The organism is Arcticibacter sp. (genome assembly GCF_045629565.1).
GTDB lineage: Bacteria > Bacteroidota > Bacteroidia > Sphingobacteriales > Sphingobacteriaceae > Arcticibacter.
In genome coordinates, this window is record NZ_JAZQRL010000015.1 from 1 (window position 1) to 20,529 (window position 20,529).

Here is a 20,529-nt window from a genome sequence, read left to right on the forward strand (position 1 = left end):
CCTGAGTCGCCTGAGCAGATAGCGAAACTGGAGCTTTCTGTTGGTCCGATAGTGCAAACGGAGGAAGTTGATCTGGAGTTTGATATTCTGAAAGGAAACGGAGGGTATACGGTCGGTGTATCCAGTGAAGAGGAAGCTAAAGTAAAGATTGACGGAAACAAAGTAAAGGTGAACTTGCTGCGCAACAATGCCAGTATAACGGTGACTGACCAAAAGGAGCAAAGCGTATCCCTGTTAATATCTTCTTCGGCAAAGTCTTTAACACCGCATAACTACGGAATATTTGTTGAAAGTGGCGACACCTATACCATGAAAGATATTGCTTTTGGCGCAGGTGGGTACAGTGTTCATAAAATCGGGGGTACTTCAGCGGATGTAGAGGTAACTGCAGATGGCTACATAAGAGTGACAGGGCTCCAACCCGGGAATTCCTATTACAAGATTGTAGACCAGAGAGGCACAAGTGCCTCGTTTGATGTGATGGTTGTTGCGGCTTTTGACTTAACCAGTAACCGCCTGGAAGTTACGGCAGTGAATGATCAAAGGGCGTCCGTTCTACTGAAATGGGGAGAGGGTGGATGGAGAATAGTGAAAAGTGACTTGTCTCCCGCAGTAGAGAAAGCATCGGTATTGGAGAAAGCGGATATCGACAAAAAGTATGATGTTCTTTCGATCGCTACCGCGAAGAATGGGGCTAAGGGGGTAGCTACCATCTGGCTTCAGGATAAAGATGGGAATGAGGCTGTTATAACGGTAAGGGTATGATCAAATAGCCTTTTTGGCATAATATCGACCAGTCTTAAAGCTTAACTCAGCAGTACTAATATCAAAGTAATAATAGCAGGTAAAGCCTGAGTGAAAAAGATTTTTTTAGAGGACACTAGTGCTCCATAAATACCTGCAGTTATTACACAACCTAAGAAAAAATAAGCAACGTTATTTTGCCATATTGGATCGGAAATAAAAAAACTCCATATCAATCCTGCCGACAAAAAGCCGTTGTATAATCCTTGATTGGCAGCTAAACCTTTTGTCGGCTTAAATAATTCCTCGGGGAAAGCATCTTTAAAAACTTTTTTACCAGTTGTTTCCCAGGCAAACATTTCCATCCATAAAATGAACAGGTGTTCAATAGCAACTATTGCGATAAACACTTTTGAGATGATGTGTATAAAATCCATAATTATTTCATTTTCAACTGAAAGCAAAGATAAATAGAAAAATACCATCTGATTCTTTACAAGTAGGTCTTAAAAGAAAGCAACTGCATTGGAGAGAACCGATATCGACAAAAAGTATGACGTCGCTACCGCGAAGAATGAGGGTAAGGGGGTAGCTACCATCTGGCTTCAAGATAAAGAGGGGAATGAGGCGGTGGCAGTCGCTTATCATAGAAGTTAATACTACGTCAAGTAAGCATGCCGCACAGGTTTATGGAACCCCATCGACTGTTAACTCCTGATGCCTATTTTGGTGCTAACCAGAACATAAGCAACATTTTAGAAAAATTTGAGTATTAGAACTATGATTGGTTTTTTTTCTAGACTTTTGTTTAGGAACGTGCACAATATCTACTAGCAAGGACGCACTTCGACTGAAAAGCACTTTAACTATCTATACATGCATTACCGGAAAGGAAAAGATATTTCGTTGCGCGAGGTGAAACTGCACGAAGATTTACCTTTTCCAATTGTGGGCCAATATATCAGTGGGATGGCAAGTTCGGAATTGGGTATAACGGGCAGGCGTTAAAGAAAATAGTTCCTTGATCTATGCGAACTCTCATCATCATATGGCTGCTTTCTCTATCTGCAATATATAGCTTTGGACAGCGAACAGCTGATAGCATCCCAGCACCCAAAAAGCAATTTGCACAGGCAGCAGTGCAGATCGTTATTTCTGAACTTCTGCCTTGGTCGTATAATCGGTTTATTCGAAAGGCTGAATTTGCCAAAGTGAACTTTAAAAGTATAGGCAATAATCTTAAGCCATCAAGCTGGGAATGGGATGATAATAGCTTTAAGACTAACCAGCTTGCACATCCCTATCACGGGAACTTGTTTTATAGTTCTCTTCGTAGTAATGGATACAACTTCTGGCAGTCAGCATCTGCTGCCTTTGCGGGAAGCCTTCTTTGGGAAATTGCTGGCGAAACACATCTTCCAGCCCCCAATGATTTCATAAACACAGGTCTTGGCGGTGTTGCGCTCGGCGAAATGAGCTACCGAGTTTCAAGACATATAGTAAATAACAGAGTTACCGGCCCAAGGCGTCAGCTGCAGGAGATTCTGGCGCTGCTGGTTAATCCGATGAATGGGCTTACCAAACTTACCCGCGGTGAATGGGGAAAAGTACATGGGGTAGCGGATACCAGCGGCGGGGTAACCGCTGATTTAAATGTTGGAGTGCGGAGGTTTGGTATCCAAACCTCCGATCAGCGTACTAGGGGCCATAATGAACTCTATCTTCGGGTAAAATTAAACTATGGGAAAAAATACCATCCTTCCCAGGCACCATTTGAATCCTTCCTGGCCCAGATTGAAGCAGGTAGTGGAGACTCAACATATCTGAATAACGTGCAGGTGATTGGTGCGCTTAAAACCTGGAAAATGCGGGAAGAGGGTAGTCATTCCCATTTCTACTCGGTTACCATGAACTATAATTATATTAAAGTCGGCGCCTTTCAGTACGGAGGCCAAAGCTTTACATTCCGTTTACTCTCCCAGTGGAACAAGAACAGCAGAACAAAGATCTCTACAGAAATTGGCAGTGGAGTAACGGTGTTAGCTGCCGTACCTGATAAATATCTCTTTTATGGAGAAGGGAGAAACTATGATTATGGCCCTGGGATACATGTAATAGCAAACACCAGAATCAATTTTAATGAGTATGTAGATATTGAGCTTAATTATCTTGGAAGCCGGTTCAAAACCATTAATGGAAACAAATCATCTTATATACTAAATACGCTTTCTGCCGATGTAAATGCAAAGGTTCTAGACCGTTTCTCTGTTGCTGCAGGTGTAGGCCAATATACATTGAATGGCTTTTATGACAATTTAAGTAATGTAGCACAAATCTTTCCTTTTGCACGTTTTTCTTTAGGATACCGGTTATAGTTATCGTGAGGATTAGCCGAACTATCTTCCCGGGTTATTTCCAAGAATGATCCCGGATTGAAAGGAACAACTATTTAATTCCTGACATCCACCTTAGATTATTTTGCAACTCTTGTTTCCACTTCCATTCTAGAATCTCTGGCATATCTTTTCCATTCATGTTAATATAACGCCTGGCTTTTAACTTATCCGTGAGCTGCTGTTTCAAGTTGACGCCTCCACTATCTGATAGCTTTAAACGAACGTTCTAAGGATCACTCTTCGATCACCAACTACGGTCTCCTCCCTTTAGCTTGAGATGCCTAAATAATCTCAATATATAGTCCCATTAACTGGTCTCATTTTTGTGTACTAGAGATGAGTTCCTGAGATTTATAGATATCGTTTCGAATTTAGCTACCTTACAGCATGAATTCTTGCCAGCAGAGCGGGAACCTTAATGAAATAACGGAAACAACTTTGATAGAAAATACCAGACTAAACTCCATTTTAAGACCTCTGAAGCAGGCTATTCAGGTGTTTTCAGCTAATGATCCGCTGCGGATGGCGGCGGCGACGGCGTTCTTTACGATTTTTGCGCTGCCTCCTATACTCGTGATCATCACGCAGGTGTTGGGTCTGATTGTTAACGATCATATTATCCGGGAGGTATTCCAAAGTCTGTCGTCGGTTATCGGCAAAAGCAGTACTGTGCAGATAACGGATACGCTAAAAGCGATCAGGGAAATGGCCAGCAACGAGTACGTCACCATTATTGGTATGGTCATTTTGATCTTTGTTGCTACGAACCTGTTTAAGATTGTTAAGGATTCGATTAACCAGGTATGGAAGATCAAAATGGTGGCTAAACAGCACTTCCGCGGAACGATGCGCTCCCGGTGGCAAGCCCTTATTATCATTGTCTTCACCGGGTTTCTGTTTCTGATTTCGATTCTTATGGAGGGGATGCAAACGTATCTTAAGGAGATAGTGGAAGAGTTATTGCCCTGGCTGGCGGAATTTCTGAATAGCGCGTTCAGTCATATTTTTTCCATCCTCATCGTAACGACGTGGTTTGTGATCATTTTCAGGTATCTGCCGGATGGTGTACCAGCCTGGAAGGTCGTAATTGCGGGAGCGCTGTTTACCAGTATTCTTTTCAATATCGGTAAGTTTCTGCTGCGTGTTTTATTGCTGCAGAGCAATATTGACAGTTTGTATGGAGCTTCCGCGGCTATTGTGCTTCTGCTTCTATTTGTTTTCTATTCTTCGTTGATCCTGTATTTCGGTGCCTCTTTTACACAGGCCTGGGCCGACTGCCATGGCACGCCCATTGAACCTAAGCCAGGAGCGGTACGCTATAAATGGGTAGAGATTACGGAGCGGAGCTGAAGTCGAAGAGGTGAACGTTTACGTCGTCAAGTTCAGTGTTTCCTTTTTCATGAGCACGACGGGATAACTCGCTGTAAAGAAATTCTCCGGGTTGCGATTGGTTATACCATTCGGGCTTGCTTTCGATTTCTCCAATGTCATTCCAAAGCTTCTTATTGTAGACCACCCAGACACGTTTTTTCCCTTCAAGCTGATTAAGTTCGGGTTGTAACTGGCTGATATAGTGGTTGGGGCTTACAGATGCAAACTTCAGGTCGCTTCCCAAAATGGCCTTGTACCGGAGACTGTAAGCCTTTTTATAGTAGTGGTAACCGTAGTTCATATTCCAGTAGACGTAGACAACGTCGCCCTCCTGGAAGTTCCTGTCGATATAAAGTAATGCTTCTTTCTGGTAAGATTTTTTGTATCGGCCGAAGGTCTCTGGATTGATCACATCCCTGGCAGATGCTGCAAATCCGCCGGTGAGCAGGAGAATTGGGATAATGAATTGGAGGGTGCGAAATGTCGCGAGGGATCTGATTACCTGATCGCAACCTTTTGCAATAAGAAGTATAATCAGGGGCGACAGGAAGACCAGAAGGCGTTCAAAAAAGGGATAACGTTCCAGTGACGATACCGCTAGTGTTAGCATGATGGGCAGCAAGACCAAAATCAAGGCAGGTTTGTCGGTTTTAAAAAAAGCCCAGGCTCCGGTAAGTGTCAGGATAATGGGGATAAACGACATCTTCATAATGGCACGTAAAGCCGTTGATTCTGCGGTGTTAAAGTTCCAGAGCAGGCCTAAGGGGTAATCAAGCATGGTATACAGGTGCTGTATAAGCCACTTTAAGGAATCTGAAGACCACAGCGGAAGAGGCATAAAGCTGTTGTAATGCCTGAACCAGTAAAGGAGCCACTGCTGATCAACTTGTTTGCTGGTAATAAGTACGTAATGAACAGCAAAACTGCTGAACCACATGGAGAAGGGGAGACACATTTTCCACAGTGACTTCCAGTCCTTCTTTAACATTAAGGGGAGGCATACAGCTGCTCCGATCCCTGTCAGTATAAACACCGAGGAAAATGAGAACCACAGGATCAGCGCTCCTGCTGCGCCCCAGAGGATTCTGGCTTTCAGCGCTGCTCTTCCATGGAACCGGATGTATAGCCAAAGGCAAAGTACTGTTGCGAGCAGTTCCATACTATATTGCTTTACTTCCACCGAATGGTATATGAGGGGAGGGGCAAATGCCATGATGCCGATTGCCGCCATTTGGCCTGCTGGTTTTAACCAGTGACGGCACACGGGAACGAAGCATAGAAGCGCGGCTACGCCACAAAGTAGTGGCATTAATCTGAGTGCCTGCTCCTGGTTGCCAAAGATCAGAGCGGAGCCCTTTACCGTCCACAGGAATCCGATAGGCGCCTTCTGCTGGTATTCGAGCAGGGGGGATGTCAGCTGCAGGAAGCTGGCAGATACGACATTCAGTGCGACATATATCTCATCGAGCCATAACGACCTGTCGTGGATGAAATGAAACAAACGGAACAGTATGCCGGATATAAGTATGGGGTAAAGAAACGTCCGGGCCCGCACCGGCTTCTGAGGCCGTAAATCGGGTAATTTGTTAACCTCTACAGGAAATGAATAAGGCATAAGAAAACTTTTTGAGCGCCTGGTAAAGATGCTCAATAAAATTATTTCTTTGTTACACACCTTTATACAAACGAGCAGATTGATGGTAACAATCCTTGCCCACTGAAGTCAGCGATTCCTTTAATACCTAACTTGTTTCAACGATTTTATAATGATTTATGGTCAGTTGGGAGAAAGTCAAGGTGGTCGTCTTCGATGTGGATGGAACCTTGTATTTGCAGTCTAAGCTTAGGAAAAAGGTGCTTTTGGGATTATTGAGGCACTACGCCGTTCGACCCTGGAAAATTGATGATTTGAAAGTTCTGATGTATTTCAGGAAGGAACGGGAACGAAATGCGGGATATACCGGTAACGGACTGGAACTTGCTCAGTACATATGGTGTGCAGAAAGAGTGAACTATCCGGTAAGTATGATCAAACCTGTGATAGAACGTTGGATATTCGATTTCCCAAATCAGTATCTGGCCGAGTGTGTATTTCCGGGGATACACGACCTGTTCAAAGCGCTTCGGGAAAACGATATCAAAATCGCGATTTATTCTGATTATAAGGCTCAGGACAAACTCAAGGCGCTGGGACTGGAGGTTGATATGACCGTCGCGTCTACTGATCCTGAGGTTGACAGGATGAAGCCGGACCCCTGCGGTCTTCTGTATATCGCCGAAAAGATGAAGGTGAATCCTGATGAATGTCTTTTTATTGGTGACAGGCTTGAACTCGACGGCGAATGTGCTATTCGTGCCGGAATGCCTTATCTCATCATCGATAAAAAGCCCCTCAAGACCTTCGATTTTTTTCACCATCTGACCCATCAGTTAGCCACTTACTATCAAACCCAACAATATTAAACAATGAAAACAACCCCTACTACTGCGACTGTAGTAACTGAAGCTGGTGTGTCTTTAAGGGCCGCCGGACTGCATGAATATGTGACGATTGCCCGGCCGGACCACTGGTTCAAAAACATTTTCATGATTCCCGGAATGCTCTTCGCATTTCTCGTTTACCAGACCCCACTTGAGCCTGCCTTTTTTTTGAAAGTAGTAAGTGGAATTGCCTGTACTTGTCTTATCGCGTCAGCGAACTATGTAATCAATGAGTACCTGGACGTCAAGTTTGATCGTTTCCACCCGGTGAAAAAGTTTAGAAGTGGAGTGCAGACCGTGCTAAACCCCTACTATGTGTTTTTGCAGTGGTTGCTGCTGGCTGCTTCGGGACTTCTATTGTCGCTTTATATTAATCTCCCGTTTATGCTCCTCGAAGCGTTTCTTTTGTTCATGGGGGTGATGTATAATGTAAAGCCATTTCGGACAAAAGACAGGGTTTATCTTGATGTGCTCTCTGAATCGGTAAACAATCCGATTCGATTGGCTCTTGGCTGGTTTATCTTTGTCCCGGCTGCATTGCTACCGAAGGATATATCCGACTTCAGCTGGGTGATCATTCCTCCGTCGAGTATCATCCTTGCTTACTGGATGGGAGGGGCCTTTTTGATGGCGACGAAGCGTTTCGCGGAGTATAGATTTATTGGAGATCCGGAGCAAGCCGGCCTCTATCGGAGGTCTTTTAAATACTATACGGAGAACAGTCTCCTGATTTCAATGTTCTTTTATGCGTTGGTATCCGCTTTCTTCCTGGGGATCTTCCTCGTTAAGCACCGTATTGAGCTTTTGTTAAGCTTTCCGTTTTTTGCTGTATTATTCGCCTGGTATCTACACATTGGTTTAAGAAAAGATTCTGTTGTTCAGGGGCCTGAAAAGCTTCATCATGAAAAGAAATATATGGGTTTCGTGGTATTGTTTATTGTTATTTTGATGGCTTTGCTATATATCGACATCCCCCAGCTTAACTGGTTTCTGAAGCAATCATTTCAGTACTAAACAGGTATGCCCTGAATCTAGATTAAAAATTGATGAGCCGATTGATTATTACTACAGTAAAAGAGATTTCCAGGCATCAGGTATCACGCTTTCTGATCGTGGGGGTGTTTTCCTTCCTGATCGAGTTTTTTGTGTTCACTGTCCTGATTGACTTTTTCTTCATTACATATACGGAAGCCAATCTTCCGGCAATGGCTGTATCTGTTGTTTGTAACTACTTCCTGACGAAGATGTTCGTTTTCGGAGGGGGACGCTATAACAACCGTGTGACTTTTGTGCTCTTTGTTGCCTTTACATTATTAGGTTTGGGTCTTAACCAGTTTTTCTTATGGTTTCTGGTGCAGCATGGTGATCTAAATATCAAGTTGAGTAAAATCGCTGCTGTAGGGCTGGCTTCCGTCTTTAATTATTTTACTAAGAAATACCTTGTTTTTTAAACTGCGTAGTTTTCTCTTCAAAACACGTGTTTATGCAGTGAACTCCTTTTGGTTAAGCTTGTTTTTAGAGAAACAATAAAGATATGACTGCCATTACAGAAAGTATACAGAATGGGGGACAGCCGGGCTCTGTTCCTCAGGAGGAGTTAAAACATAGAGAAAACTCCGGAGAGGATATTCTTGCCGGGGCCAACGAAACGGACCAGTTGGACCGCTTACATCCGGATGAAAAAAAGAACCGGGAAGAGGCGGGGAGTCCACCTGTGGAGCATGTCGATGACGGTAGTCCGGAGGATGCACATCTTGAAGGAAGTGATGGATCTTCAAATGCTCAGTGATGGAACTGGGTGAGCCGATAATGAAGATTCTCAGGAAGAATTACGAACCTCTTGTTATGGTTGAGCAGACGTATAAACGCTATGACCTGGCATTCAAAACGGATGAAGCGGGCAGACCCGTCTTATTATTCATCGGTAAAAAAGATGCTAACGGGAATATCAAAGGAGATCGCTTTGCAAGGCGACTTAAGTACAACCAAAACGGTGACGTAATTAAGGACCATTGGGAACACAAAGGCAAAGCAACCTGATTTAGACACGTATCAAAGATTGAATTATGATTATTCCAATTGTTGTAGGCGTTATATTCCTTATTGCCGTAGTGGTGCTTTACTACATGAAAAAAAACCGGGGCAACAGGGACATAGGCAAATAGATTTTTCAGGAGGTGCTATCTGTGAAGGCTGCGCTTCTCTTTTAACGCGTATTGATATCGGCTATTAAAGTCGGCTAAGGGCGCTTGCAGTAGCCAAACTTTTGTACCCAGCTCGCGAGAATATGGATGACTTATCTGGCCGACAAGAATAGCTGTGCCAAATAGCGGTTTGATTTCCTCGATTATGCCTTTATCGTCTATGAATATCAGGTCCTGGTAGCTTACGGAGTTTGGTGCCCACAAGGTGAAACTGCTGCTCAATGATACGGCTGGAGGTAACCCGGCCTGCTTTCCAAGGTGGTCTATAGCGCCGGCTTCGCCATAATTCTCAGCGAAGATGGTTGCATTTTTTCTTCTTTGAGCTGGAATCCGGTTATAGGCCTGCTTCGTAAGCGCCAGTAGTTCATCCCATCCGATCATATCTGCGTAGTCCTGACGCAATGGGTGCTTTTTGTGATCTTCCCAATAGAGTAATGCGTCGAAATGGTACTTTTTATCCAATGTTTCCAAGTAGGTGACCATGCGGCTTAGCGTCAAAATGGGTGTACCGATAGGAATTAAAAGAATGTTAGGAAGCGACAGCAATAAAAGCAGAGCATAACGAAGTTTCGGAAGCATTTTCGTACTTTGCTCAACAGCATAGGCGCTGACTGCATATATTACCGGATAGATGCCGAAAGCATAATAGGCTTTCCCTTTTAACAGGATGAGAATGAACAGCAATGCAACAAAGCTCGTAGCCAGCCATCGGTAGGTGCTGAGAGACTTTCTGAAGCAAATCAGTAGTAATCCTGGTAACCAGACCAATAACAACGTTCCATGGACCATCAGATGTTCAGCCAGAAATCCGTAAGCCGTATTGTAAGTAAGCTGCTCTTCATGAAGTTCATTCATATGTTTGAGAACCGGCCAGTTGTACAGGTATTGCCACGTCAGATTAGGCAGGAAGATCAGTATGGCAATAAGCATAGCCAGCCAGGTATTTTGCTTTAAAAAGACCGTGCGCTTTTTGCTTATCAGTAGCGCTGCCAGGATACTAAGAATCAAGAATAGAATCGCATACTTTGTCAGCATGCCAAATCCTGCACCTGCTCCTGTTACAAGTAGATATTTGACGTTTCCTGTCTGGAAGTACAGTATCAGCGAGCAGAGTATGAGTGTCCACCAAAATTGATCAAAAATTACCGGTTGAAGGAGGTAACCGGTTGCGAGCATGGCAGGCGACAGGCACAGCAGGCATCCTGTCGCAGCGATCGCGAAGTGCCTGCCACCGATGGTCTTTACCATCTGCAGGGAGAGCAGGGTCGTCATCGCCGAGAACAGGCTGGGGATAATACGTATTGCAGCTGTACTATCCCCAAATAGTGTTGTGGAAATCCGGGCCACGAGTGCTATAAAGGGCGGCACCTCCATGTATCCGAAGCTGAGGTGCTGTCCGAGGGCAAGATATAGAAATTCATCACGATGGATCCCATATCTGTTGATCGACAGGAGATGAAGTATTAGGTTGAAAACGGTGAATCCGATAATGAGAACGGTGATCCCTTTGAGGTTGTGATCTTTAGTTGTAGAAAAAATCATACTGTAAAGACGACAGAGTCTTTAACATGTTACAGATTTAGCCTCAGGATGTGGACTTCTCTGAGAGTTCTTTTACTTTTTGCAGAGCCAGCGGCCACATGGTATCCATCTGCTTCTGGAATTGCTCGGTAACGTCCAGTTCTATTAATAATCGGGTGTTTCCATTAGATTCTTGCAGTGTATAGTTTTCCATAGCGCCAGCCCATTCATTCGTTTTGTCGTTGCCGGTTTGTTCTATGCCATCTTTATACGTGCCAAGATGCCGGATGGACAGATACTCAGGGGGCCTGTTAATTACAATCTCGGAAACCATCCCATGTCCGGAGCCGTCTAGAAAGAGTGCTTTACTTCCTTCCTGCCAGTCGGTTTCCACTTGTGAGTTTTCCGAAAATACGGAAGTCCAGATAGGATAGGTGTCCTGACCTAACAATACGTTCCATACGTTTTCCGCCGGGGTGTGAATGGTTATTTCGTATTCCTGTTTTTTCATGGTTTATAACGTTTTAGGCAGTTAGTTGGCTATTAAAGTTCCGACGTTTTTTTCGTTTATGCAAGAGTAATTACCGAAAAGGAGGCAAGTATCTTTCCAATTATTTTCCGAATATCTACACATTTTCAAGCGTTTGCTGTTAAGTAGGGAGACTAACACACAAACGGTATGGTAGACAAGAACAATTTACTTGAAGAGAAAGATATTTTGGATGTTGATCTGAAAGAAGGCCAGTCATGGGTCAACCCTGCAACAGAAGAGAGGCTTGGTACGGAAAATGAAAGGATCGAAACGGGAAGTATCCGGGTTTCTAAAAGAGTTTTTGAAGAGACGGCAAAAAAAAAGGTGTCAGTGATACAAGAGGAAGCTTCTGTAGAGAGGAAGGTACTTAACGAGTATGTAGATGTTGCTCCTCCACCAGTTCGTCAAGAAGGCGATGTGACCATCATATCGGTTGTGAAGGAGGTGCTGGTTGTGGAAAAGCGTTTGATGCTGGTCGAAGAATTGCATGTTACCAAGAGTAAAACCCAGACAGTTATTCCTGTAGAGCAAAAGGTCAGGGAGGAAGTAGTTACAGTCAATCAAGTAGATATCGGCACGAACTTTGAACCGCTTTGGTAGAAAACATTATCCACTTAAAAAACAAGATTATGTCGCACACAGTAATTGGGATATTCAACAGTTCCAGCCAGGCGCAGGATGCTGTAGAATACTTAACAGCGAACGGATTCGACCGTGGAAATTTAGATATAAGAACTTCACAAGCTGGTAGTTTAGCAATACCGGAAAGCGCTGAGGTGGAGGTGAGTGATCCTATAGGTGATTTTTTTAGCAGTATCTTCGGCCCTGGCGTAAGCGATGCGGCACGGTATACTGAAGCCGGTCGTAATGGTACCATTGTTACCGTTCACGCCATAAACCGGGAGCAGGCTGACGTAGCTGCCCGCATTTTGGATAGTCATGGAGCAGCAGACGTGGATGAACATGCTGATGAAGGGACGGGCGTTGCAGACGGATCTCGTCTTCGGAGCCGCATTGTAGAGGGAACCGTGGAAGACAGCCTCCGGCTCCGGCAGGAAAACTCAGGGGAGAACCGGGGAGCTGCGCACCGGCCACATGTAGACGTAGATGCATTTAATAAGGGCGCACTTTAAATTGTAGAAATGGCTGATTTGGAGGTTCAACCTCGTAAAAGGGGAGGATGGTGGCCCCGGATATTGTTAGCGCTTGCTGTCATGTTCCTGTTATTCTTCTTTTTAAGAGGTTGTAACCAGTACCAAACCTTCTTGAATGGAGGACCGGACAGTACGAATGTTTCTGAATAACCAAAAGATCTTATACGACTATGATACGGGAAGGTATGAGCGAAGCTGAGGACTTTTTTGAACAGTTAAGCCGAAGCAAGTATGAGGTAGTGCCATCTCAACCAGACATCAGAGGGTGGTGGGTTATGGACTTAGCCCGTTCCAAAATAGGAAATGTGGAAGACCTTATCTTTGATCCGGAGTCTAGAAAGGTTCACGGCCTGGTATTAAACCTTGCGGATAATGATTTCGGATGGAGATCGAGGTACGTGCTAATACCTATTGAAGAAGTGGATTTGCACGAAAATGAGGCTATGGTAGTTCCCCCCCGCTTATCTTCTGAGATGCTCCAGCTGCTCCCGAATTGTCCGAAAGGCGTGTTTGATAGGAGTGTATGGGAGGAAACTACAAGGATTCTGAATGTTGCCCTGGCAGACCGCGATCAGCATACTTCTCAGGGTAAAGAAATGGTGTTGGACAATGGATTGGAGACATTTAAAGACGGAGAGCTTGAGATTAAAATTTACAAAGAAAAACTTATGACAGAGAAAGAACCATTTGAGATTTATATTGACGGCGAAATGCTGACGGTCATTCCGCAGGACGAGACTTATATTGTTTATAAAGGGATGTCGAAGCTAGGCGACATTATGCCTCACCAGGATGATGAAGGGCTCGTATGGGTCACCGGTGACTTAATACCGCTAGATTATCTCGCTCAAATAGGGGAGCAAATTGAGGTTAGTCGCCCCCGCTAACTCCCCCTGATACGATAAATTTCATGGCGTCGCTGGCACTCATATTCAAAGGCTGAACGTTTTCTGCCCTTACGATGGCAAGCTGGCCGGCAAAAGAATAGGAGAAGGGGAAGTACACTGCTACATTTCCCTCCAGTTTTAGCCTGGACAGGTCTTTACGTGTTACGAACCCGATCTGCTTTAGCCCGTGGTTGTTGATTTCAACGATTACCGGTTCATGGAACTTTTTTTCATCGCCAACAAAGGCTTCTGTAAGATCCTTGACGGAAGAGTAGAGGATGTTGAAGAGTGGCACTCTGTTGAACCAGCGGCTGATCCATAGTTTTATAGGTTCAGTAACTAAATTGGTAACGATAATGCCAGACAAAAGAATGATCACCACGACGGTGAGGATGCCAAGGCCGGGGATATACATCGGTTCCCCGGTTTTGGCATCTACCCAGATAGCACCGCTCAGATTGAGCAATTGATCGAGGGTAGAGATTATCCAGAATACGAGAAAGATTGCTACGCCAATGGGTACTACCACCAGGATTCCTTTTATAAAATAGTTTATCAGTGCTTTAAATAGTGTGTTCATTACATGTATGACGTAAAAGGCGGTGTATAAATTACAGTTTGTAAATTTAAATGGGGTTATTCGTAATAGTAGACCCTTTTCACCCGCTGGGAGATCCCTGTCAGGATTTCATACGGGATTGTTTCGAGTTGACGCGCAATATGGGTAACTGTATGACGATCATCGAAAACGACGACTTCGTCTCCTTCCTCAACCGGCACTCCTGTGATATCGAGCATGCACATGTCCATGCAAATACTTCCTATGGTCGGGACAAGGTGTCCATTGATTATCATCTGGCCGGTGCCATTGCCTAGTTTTCTGTCGTAGCCGTCGGCATATCCGATTTTCACTGTTGCGACTTTTCCATCATGTCGCATTACTCCGCGACGGTTGTATCCTACTGTCTCACCTTGACGAAGTTCCTTGATCTGTGATACACACGTTACCAGGCGGGCGACGGTATCAAGGGGGGATTTATCAGGCGAATGGGAGCTGTCGATGCCATAAAGACCGATGCCTAGTCTAACCATGTCGAACTGGGCTTCTGGAAGTCTGCTGATAGCTGAGGTATTGGCTATATGTTTAATTATGGAGTAACCGAGAACGGATTCCAGTTTCCTGGTAATTGCCGAGAAGAGATCTATCTGCTGTCTTGTGAAGTTGTCGGAGCTGTTATCTTCACTGCTGGTGAGATGGGAAAATGCACTCTTAACGGTGACGCGGTTATCCTGGGCGATAAGTGTTAATAATGTTTCAATTTCTTGCGGGGCGAAGCCGAGGCGATGCATTCCTGTATCGAGCTTAATATGCACGGGATAATGCGATCGGTCTGCAGATGACAGGGCATTAAGGAAACTCCTCATAACCCTTAAACTATAAATTTCGGGCTCGAGATTGTTTTCAATCATGGTTTCGAAGCCGTCAACGTCGGGGTTCATCACCATAATCGGCAAAGTGATGCCAGCTTGCCGCAGGGATACTCCTTCATCAGCATAAGCGACCGCAAGGTAATCCACACGATTGAACTGTAGGATGTTGGCGATCTCATAGCTGCCACTTCCGTAGGAGAAAGCTTTGACCATGGCCATGAGCTTCACGCCGGGCTTGAGTTTGGCTTTATAGTGATTGAGGTTCGCTTCCAGTGCGCTTAGGTTGATCTCAAGAACCGTTTCATGTACTTTCTGAGTCAGGATTTTGCTGATGTGTTCGAACTCGAACTTTCTGGCACCTTTCAAAAGTATTGCCTCGTCGTTTAAAGAGATATCTGAAATAGCGGAAATCAACGCCTGTGTGTTCTTGTAAAACTGTTTCTCCAACGGAAAAAGGCTGGAAAATGCTGATATTTCATCGCCGACACCTATGAGCCGGTCTACTTGCTTACTTCGCAATAGTTCTGCAAGCTGCTGGTACAGAGCTTTTGATGGAATGCCTGTTTCTGGGATGTCAGAGAGAATTAATGTCTTTCTTGGATGTTGCTTTTGTTGGTTTAGAAAATCGAGCGCTATGCTCAGGGATGAAAGATCAAGGCTGTAGGAGTCATCAATGACTGAACAATTATGTATTCCTTTTTTGAGCTCCATGCGCATATTGACCGTGTGAAGCTTTTCCAGCCATTGAACAACGGTATGTGGATGATAATCAAGGGCAAGAAGTACTGCCCAGCAGCAAACAACGTTTTCCAGAGAAGCCGCATCTCTGAAGGGAAGTCTGCAGGTTATCTCCTGCTCTTTAAAAAGAGCAGTCAAGGTTGTACCATTGTCGGGGTTATCATCCTGGCGGATTATGCAGAGGTCGGCGGGTTGGTTGAAAGCCCAGCTGAACTGCCTTTTGCCGGGACAATGTACGTCGCGGGTGTATTTAGGCGAGAAGATGAAAAGGTCTACATGGGCGAAGAGCTTAAGCTTTTCGTTCAGTTTCTCCTCTTTGCTGGCGAAGCCTTCGTTGTGGGCGTCGCCTATATTCGTTAAAACACCAATTGTGGGCTGTATAATGCTGGCAAGGGAATCCATTTCTCCTTTAAGAGAAATGCCCGCTTCAATAATAGCAAGCTCGTGTTCCTCGCCTATATTCCAAACGGAAAGGGGGACTCCAATTTGTGAGTTATAGCTTTTGGGGCTTCGGACAATGCGCTTGTCGTGCCCCAAAAGCTGATAAAGCCATTCTTTAACTATTGTTTTGCCATTGCTGCCCGTAATAGCCATGACAGGATTGTGGAAATGCCTACGGTGTTCGGTTGCAAGCATTTGCAAGGCTCGCAACGGGTTCCCGACGAGCAGGAAGTTGGCATCAGGAAAGGAACCGGCGTTATTAAATTGATGGCTGACGACGAAATTACGCAGTCCCTTAGTGTAGGCCTCTTGTATATACGCTTCGCCATCTCTTCGTCCGCTTAGGGCGAAGAATAACGTGTAAGCTTCGTCCACTAACTTTCTGCTGTCGAATGCGAGCGTGCGGATCAGGGTATTTGGAGAGGGGGTAATCCCCTCAGCTTGAATGATTTGTTGTATTTGATGTACGGGATATTCAGAATGATACATTTCGCATCTAATTTCCGCAATTTTTGCGATTTGAATGATAATTTTACGAATTATATACGATAAAATGGATTTCGAGAAACCGGTTAATAAATTACTTGATAAGAAGGCAGCACTAGCTAAGGCGGAGCATTACTGCGCTTACCAGGAGAGGTCACAGCAGGAAGTCCGTAATAAACTCTATGACTATGGGTTGAGAAGTGACGAGGTAGAGGGGCTCATCTCGGAACTTATCCAAAATAACTTTTTGAATGAAGAACGATTTGCCCGCACTTATGCTCTCGGTAAGTTTAGAATGAAGCAATGGGGCCGGATTAAGATTAAAATGGGTTTAAAGGCAAAGAAAGTTTCGGACAAGCTTATTGTTAAAGCGCTGAAGGAGCTCGATGATGAGGATTATATGAATACCTTAAGTGCTGTTTTAACAAAAAAGGCAGCACAGATTCATGAGACGGATCCCTTCAAAAGGAAAAATAAGCTTATTCAATATGGTTTGATGAAAGGCTATGAAAATGATTTGATTTTTGATGTGCTGAAATCCAGTGAATTACTATAAAGTTTGAAAAAAAATAACTTTTGGGCTTGACAGCAACGCTTTTCTCTCTATATTTGCATCATCAAAACGGAACAACGTTGCGATAAACACCAAGTAATGCGAAAGTAGCTCAGTTGGTAGAGCACGACCTTGCCAAGGTCGGGGTCGCGAGTTCGAATCTCGTCTTTCGCTCCAAATCCCTTCTCCCTACCGAGAAGGGATTTAAGTTTAAAAAGGTTTATAACCTGCTGAAGTGGTGGAACTGGTAGACACGCAGGACTTAAAATCCTGTTCGCCTTAAAGCGAGTGCGGGTTCGATTCCCGCCTTCAGTACGATAAATAAAAAGCCCTGTAAGTGTCTAACTTACAGGGCTTTTTTCTGATATAAGTCGTACAGCCAATGACGCACAGCGTGGGTAATTACGCGTGACATTCCAAGGATCATCCTATAGTCATTCCACCTTCTGGCGATTTTTAATCTATCAGCAACGCTAATTTATTTCAAGGGAGCAGCGATGTATGCTTCTGTCAATTTTTTAACCTTTTTTGTCAGTTTTTGCACCTGGTAACCATCTATATGCGCTAATTTAGGACCTCTGGATTGACTCATCTGGAATGTAAACTAATCAGCCTTATTGAATGGATAGGCTCTGTCATCTGTTAACAAGTCGAGCGGATGAAATTTTAAGAGAGAGAGAATGAAACGATACCTTTTTTCCAGTGTAGCTTTCTTTGCAGGATTGATAATTTCCGGCAGCTCTTGCACTTCTTATAAGTATGCCCAGAAGCAGGGCATATCCTCCCAGGCGATAGCGTTCCCCGGCGCTGAAGGATACGGGAAGTTCACTGTTGGCGGCAGAGGTGGAAAAGTCTACGAAGTAACAAATCTGAATGACGGGGGAGAAGGGAGTTTACGGGCTGCTGTGGAAGCGTCTGGTTCGCGAACTGTAGTCTTTAGGGTATCGGGCAATATAGAGCTGGAAAGTCCTATAGTTATTAAACATCCATATATCACCATTGCTGGCCAGACTGCGCCCGGTGATGGTATTTGTTTGAAAAATCATCCTCTTAATATTAATGCAGATCAGGTCATCATCAGATACATCAGAGTAAGACCCGGTGATGTATCCGGTAAAGATTACGATGCGGTATCAAGCAGGTATACCAAACATGTCATATTAGACCATATATCAGCCAGCTGGAGTATTGATGAATGCTTCTCAGTTTACCACTGTGACAGTATCACGGTGCAATGGTGTTTGATATCCGAAAGTTTGTATGGATCAAACCATGTAAAGGGAAGTCATGGATACGGTGCGATTTGGGGCAGTAATTACGGTACTTACCATCATAATTTATTGGCCCATCATAGCAGCCGAAACCCGAGGATGGCCTCTGGTGCCGGCTATACCGATTATAGGAATAACGTAATTTATAACTGGGGTTACAATAGCCTTTATGGCGGCGAGGCTCAACAACAGGGCGCTGAGCGGAATAAATTTGATTCTTCGAATTTTAACATTGTGGCAAATTATTATAAAAGGGGTCCAGCTTCAAGAGCGGGGGAAGTGTCGTACCGGATTGCCAACCCCAGTGCCAGAAATGAGACGGACGATTTTGGTAAATGGTACATAGCGGATAATGTGGTGGCAGGTCATCCAAAGGTCTCGGCAAATAATTGGGACGGAGGGGTACAGACAAAGATCCCATTTGAAAAGATCAAAGCTGATAAACCCTGGCCATCTATGCAAATTAATCAACAACATGCTGAAAAAGCTTATCAATTGGTGCTTGAAAACGCAGGGGCTACCATACCGCGAAGAGATGCGGTCGATTCCAGGATTGTAAGTGAAACGAAGGGAGGTTATGCTACCTTCGGCGGAGGTTATCAGGCTGGCGGGGAAGAAGGAGCTCTGCCAGAAAAATCAGGAATTATTGATTCCCAGAAAGATGCAGGCGGATGGCCGGAGCTGAAGAGTTTGCCTGCGCCCATCGATACTGACCACGACGGCATACCGGATGACTGGGAAGAAAAGAATAGTCTTGATCCAACAGACCCTCAGGACCGGAATAAAGTAACTGCTGATGGTTACACGATGCTGGAGAGATATCTTAACAGCATCACGTAAGAGGTGAAAATTGCTTGAGCAACTGCGTGAATAGATAATGCCTGCACGCGATAGGGACATGCCCCAAGGGTACTTCGCTAAAAGGTAGAAAATTAATATATGAAACGGATATTTTTTGGACTTATTTTTTCTGTGTTTGTGCAGTCTGTTACTGCGCAGCAACTGGCTTTTCCGGGTGCAGAGGGGTTTGGTGCATACGCAAAAGGGGGACGCAACGGGGCAGTTATTTATGTAACTAACCTGAATGACAGTGGTCCCGGTAGTTTGCGATGGGCGGTGGATCAGGAAGGTCCTCGGACTGTTGTCTTCGGACTGTCGGGCACTATCGAGCTTAAAAGCAGGTTGAACATCAACAAGCCCTATATTACCATTGCGGGACAGACAGCACCAGGCGACGGCATTTGTCTGAAAGGTGAAACCCTTCAGATCAATACGAGCAATGTCATCGTGCGCTACATTCGTGTGCGTCTTGGTGATGGTTTGCATGGACAGGGTAGTTTGCAGGGGAAAGATGCGATCAGTATTTCGGAGGGGCATGATATTATCGTGGATCATTGTTCAGCAAGCTGGAGCCTGGACGAAATATTATCAACCTCTACCAAAAAGCCGGATCTCACCAGGGTGACTGTACAATGGTGTTTTATCACAGAAGGACTTAATCCGGACAATCACGGTTTCGGATCTCTGATCAGGGGAACAGGAGGTGCAAAGTACAGCTATCTCCATAATCTTTATGCGAATAACCGCGGCAGGAATCCCCGCCCTGGCAATTACGATTCAAATCCATACCACCAGGACCCGCAAGGTTTACTGCTCGATTTCAGGAACAATGTTATCTATAACTGGGGCGGAGGACATGCGGGATATAATGCCGACAAAGTAAGCGTTACACAGCTTAACTATGTCGATAACTACTTGATTCCAGGACCGGATTCGAAGGTAGCAGGGTTCGCTTATTCTGAAGGATCGCCTTATAATCGCGCGTATTTTGAAGGAAATTACTATAACGGCAAACATTCAGATGATCCATGGAGCGTGCTGAATTTTCCAACAAGCTGGACGGCTGACCAGGTTAGCGCTTATAAGCAAGACAAGCCAATGGAGACGGGCCCTTTGCGGTTGGAAGATGCTGAAACGGCGTACAGACGGGTGCTGGAATCCGGAGGTGCCACCTTGCCCAAACGGGATGGGGTTGATTCTCGTATAGTGAATGATATCAGGAACAGAACGGGGAAGATCGTCAAATCGCAAAACGATGTGGGTGGTTGGCCAACGCTGAAGTCAGTCTCTCCACCTGTTGATACAGATCATGACGGTATGCCTGATAAATGGGAAAAGGAAAACGGACTTGACCCGAAAAATCCGGGAGACCGGAACAACATTGCAAAGGATGGCTATACCATGCTTGAAATGTATATCAACCATATCTGGTAAGCACCATGTCCTGATACTGAATGGGTAACAGGCTGTACGTTTTGG

General features: G+C 44.7%; 21 protein-coding genes and 2 tRNA genes. 17 read left to right on the forward strand and 6 right to left on the reverse strand.

What is annotated here, in order from left to right:
• The coding region (locus ACKI5J_RS02070) for a hypothetical protein (RefSeq protein ID WP_407426012.1) at window positions 1–765 on the forward strand (765 nt) is incomplete at its 5' end.
• 41 nt (window positions 766–806) lie between these two features.
• Here ACKI5J_RS02070 and ACKI5J_RS02075 read toward each other — a convergent pair.
• Window positions 807–1,181, reverse strand: a complete 375-nt coding sequence (locus ACKI5J_RS02075; protein ID WP_407426014.1) for a DUF1304 domain-containing protein — start codon at window positions 1,179–1,181, stop codon at window positions 807–809.
• An 88-nt stretch (window positions 1,182–1,269) separates the two neighbouring features.
• Here ACKI5J_RS02075 and ACKI5J_RS02080 point away from each other — a divergent pair, with 88 nt between their 5' ends.
• The 3 genes from ACKI5J_RS02080 to ACKI5J_RS02090 all read left to right on the forward strand — a co-directional run bounded on the left by ACKI5J_RS02080 (window position 1,270) and on the right by ACKI5J_RS02090 (window position 4,490).
• A complete protein-coding gene (locus ACKI5J_RS02080; RefSeq protein ID WP_407426016.1) occupies window positions 1,270–1,401 on the forward strand; it encodes a hypothetical protein in 132 nt (43 codons plus the stop codon).
• A 371-nt stretch (window positions 1,402–1,772) separates the two neighbouring features.
• Complete coding sequence (locus tag ACKI5J_RS02085) at window positions 1,773–3,119, forward strand: DUF3943 domain-containing protein (RefSeq protein WP_407426018.1); 1,347 nt, start codon at window positions 1,773–1,775, stop codon at window positions 3,117–3,119.
• A gap of 459 nt (window positions 3,120–3,578) precedes the next feature.
• Window positions 3,579–4,490 (forward strand): YihY/virulence factor BrkB family protein, encoded by a 912-nt coding sequence (locus ACKI5J_RS02090; RefSeq protein ID WP_407426020.1) that lies wholly within the window; start codon window positions 3,579–3,581, stop codon window positions 4,488–4,490.
• Here ACKI5J_RS02090 and ACKI5J_RS02095 read toward each other — a convergent pair.
• Window positions 4,474–6,126, reverse strand: a complete 1,653-nt coding sequence (locus tag ACKI5J_RS02095; RefSeq protein WP_407426022.1) for a glycosyltransferase family 39 protein — start codon at window positions 6,124–6,126, stop codon at window positions 4,474–4,476. The genes ACKI5J_RS02090 and ACKI5J_RS02095 overlap by 17 nt on opposite strands.
• Window positions 6,127–6,284: 158 nt before the next feature.
• Between ACKI5J_RS02095 and ACKI5J_RS02100 the strand changes: the two genes are divergently transcribed.
• The 5 genes from ACKI5J_RS02100 (at window position 6,285) to ACKI5J_RS02120 (ending at window position 9,032) form a co-directional block, all read left to right on the forward strand.
• Window positions 6,285–6,974, forward strand: a complete 690-nt coding sequence (locus ACKI5J_RS02100) for an HAD family hydrolase (protein ID WP_407426024.1) — start codon at window positions 6,285–6,287, stop codon at window positions 6,972–6,974.
• A gap of 3 nt (window positions 6,975–6,977) precedes the next feature.
• Window positions 6,978–8,006: a UbiA family prenyltransferase gene (locus tag ACKI5J_RS02105; protein WP_407426026.1), complete on the forward strand. Its 1,029-nt coding sequence runs from the start codon at window positions 6,978–6,980 to the stop codon at window positions 8,004–8,006.
• A gap of 32 nt (window positions 8,007–8,038) precedes the next feature.
• On the forward strand, window positions 8,039–8,443 hold the full coding sequence (locus ACKI5J_RS02110; protein WP_407426028.1) for a GtrA family protein: 405 nt from the start codon (window positions 8,039–8,041) through the stop codon (window positions 8,441–8,443).
• Window positions 8,444–8,526: 83 nt separating this feature from the next.
• Window positions 8,527–8,781: a hypothetical protein gene (locus ACKI5J_RS02115; RefSeq protein ID WP_407426030.1), complete on the forward strand. Its 255-nt coding sequence runs from the start codon at window positions 8,527–8,529 to the stop codon at window positions 8,779–8,781.
• Window positions 8,781–9,032: a hypothetical protein gene (locus ACKI5J_RS02120; protein ID WP_407426032.1), complete on the forward strand. Its 252-nt coding sequence runs from the start codon at window positions 8,781–8,783 to the stop codon at window positions 9,030–9,032. The genes ACKI5J_RS02115 and ACKI5J_RS02120 overlap by 1 nt, the downstream gene beginning before the upstream one ends.
• A 140-nt stretch (window positions 9,033–9,172) precedes the next feature.
• On the opposite strand, the gene ACKI5J_RS02125 is transcribed toward ACKI5J_RS02120, so the two are convergent.
• Together ACKI5J_RS02125 and ACKI5J_RS02130 are read right to left on the reverse strand one after the other, a co-directional pair.
• Window positions 9,173–10,738, reverse strand: coding sequence for a glycosyltransferase family 39 protein (locus ACKI5J_RS02125; protein ID WP_407426034.1), 1,566 nt, complete (start codon window positions 10,736–10,738; stop codon window positions 9,173–9,175).
• Between the two features lie 43 nt (window positions 10,739–10,781).
• Window positions 10,782–11,228, reverse strand: a complete 447-nt coding sequence (locus ACKI5J_RS02130) for an SRPBCC domain-containing protein (protein ID WP_407426036.1) — start codon at window positions 11,226–11,228, stop codon at window positions 10,782–10,784.
• Between the two features lie 168 nt (window positions 11,229–11,396).
• On the opposite strand from ACKI5J_RS02130, the gene ACKI5J_RS02135 reads away from it, so the two are divergent.
• From ACKI5J_RS02135 to ACKI5J_RS02145, 3 genes are all read left to right on the forward strand, one after another.
• Entirely contained in the window at window positions 11,397–11,849 is a 453-nt protein-coding gene (locus ACKI5J_RS02135; protein ID WP_407426038.1) for a DUF2382 domain-containing protein, read from the forward strand.
• 29 nt (window positions 11,850–11,878) lie between these two features.
• Entirely contained in the window at window positions 11,879–12,382 is a 504-nt protein-coding gene (locus tag ACKI5J_RS02140; protein WP_407426040.1) for a hypothetical protein, read from the forward strand.
• A 191-nt stretch (window positions 12,383–12,573) separates the two neighbouring features.
• Window positions 12,574–13,290 (forward strand): PRC-barrel domain-containing protein, encoded by a 717-nt coding sequence (locus ACKI5J_RS02145; protein WP_407426042.1) that lies wholly within the window; start codon window positions 12,574–12,576, stop codon window positions 13,288–13,290.
• Here the strand turns inward: ACKI5J_RS02145 and ACKI5J_RS02150 are convergent.
• Together ACKI5J_RS02150 and ACKI5J_RS02155 are read right to left on the reverse strand one after the other, a co-directional pair.
• Window positions 13,274–13,870, reverse strand: coding sequence for a DUF502 domain-containing protein (locus tag ACKI5J_RS02150; RefSeq protein WP_407426044.1), 597 nt, complete (start codon window positions 13,868–13,870; stop codon window positions 13,274–13,276). The genes ACKI5J_RS02145 and ACKI5J_RS02150 overlap by 17 nt on opposite strands.
• Before the next feature lie 56 nt (window positions 13,871–13,926).
• Window positions 13,927–16,389 carry a bifunctional UDP-N-acetylmuramoyl-tripeptide:D-alanyl-D-alanine ligase/alanine racemase gene (locus ACKI5J_RS02155; protein ID WP_407426046.1) on the reverse strand — a complete coding sequence of 821 codons (2,463 nt, stop codon included), beginning with the start codon at window positions 16,387–16,389 and terminating at the stop codon, window positions 13,927–13,929.
• Between the two features lie 64 nt (window positions 16,390–16,453).
• Between ACKI5J_RS02155 and ACKI5J_RS02160 the strand changes: the two genes are divergently transcribed.
• The 5 genes from ACKI5J_RS02160 to ACKI5J_RS02180 all read left to right on the forward strand — a co-directional run bounded on the left by ACKI5J_RS02160 (window position 16,454) and on the right by ACKI5J_RS02180 (window position 20,484).
• Window positions 16,454–16,942 carry a regulatory protein RecX gene (locus ACKI5J_RS02160; RefSeq protein WP_407426048.1) on the forward strand — a complete coding sequence of 163 codons (489 nt, stop codon included), beginning with the start codon at window positions 16,454–16,456 and terminating at the stop codon, window positions 16,940–16,942.
• Window positions 16,943–17,040: 98 nt separating this feature from the next.
• A tRNA-Gly gene (locus ACKI5J_RS02165) sits at window positions 17,041–17,116 on the forward strand.
• 52 nt (window positions 17,117–17,168) lie between these two features.
• Window positions 17,169–17,254 (forward strand) — tRNA-Leu (locus ACKI5J_RS02170).
• A gap of 365 nt (window positions 17,255–17,619) precedes the next feature.
• Entirely contained in the window at window positions 17,620–19,050 is a 1,431-nt protein-coding gene (locus ACKI5J_RS02175; protein WP_407426050.1) for a pectate lyase, read from the forward strand.
• Window positions 19,051–19,149: 99 nt separating this feature from the next.
• Window positions 19,150–20,484 carry a polysaccharide lyase family 1 protein gene (locus tag ACKI5J_RS02180; protein WP_407426052.1) on the forward strand — a complete coding sequence of 445 codons (1,335 nt, stop codon included), beginning with the start codon at window positions 19,150–19,152 and terminating at the stop codon, window positions 20,482–20,484.
• Window positions 20,485–20,529: the final 45 nt, after the last annotated feature.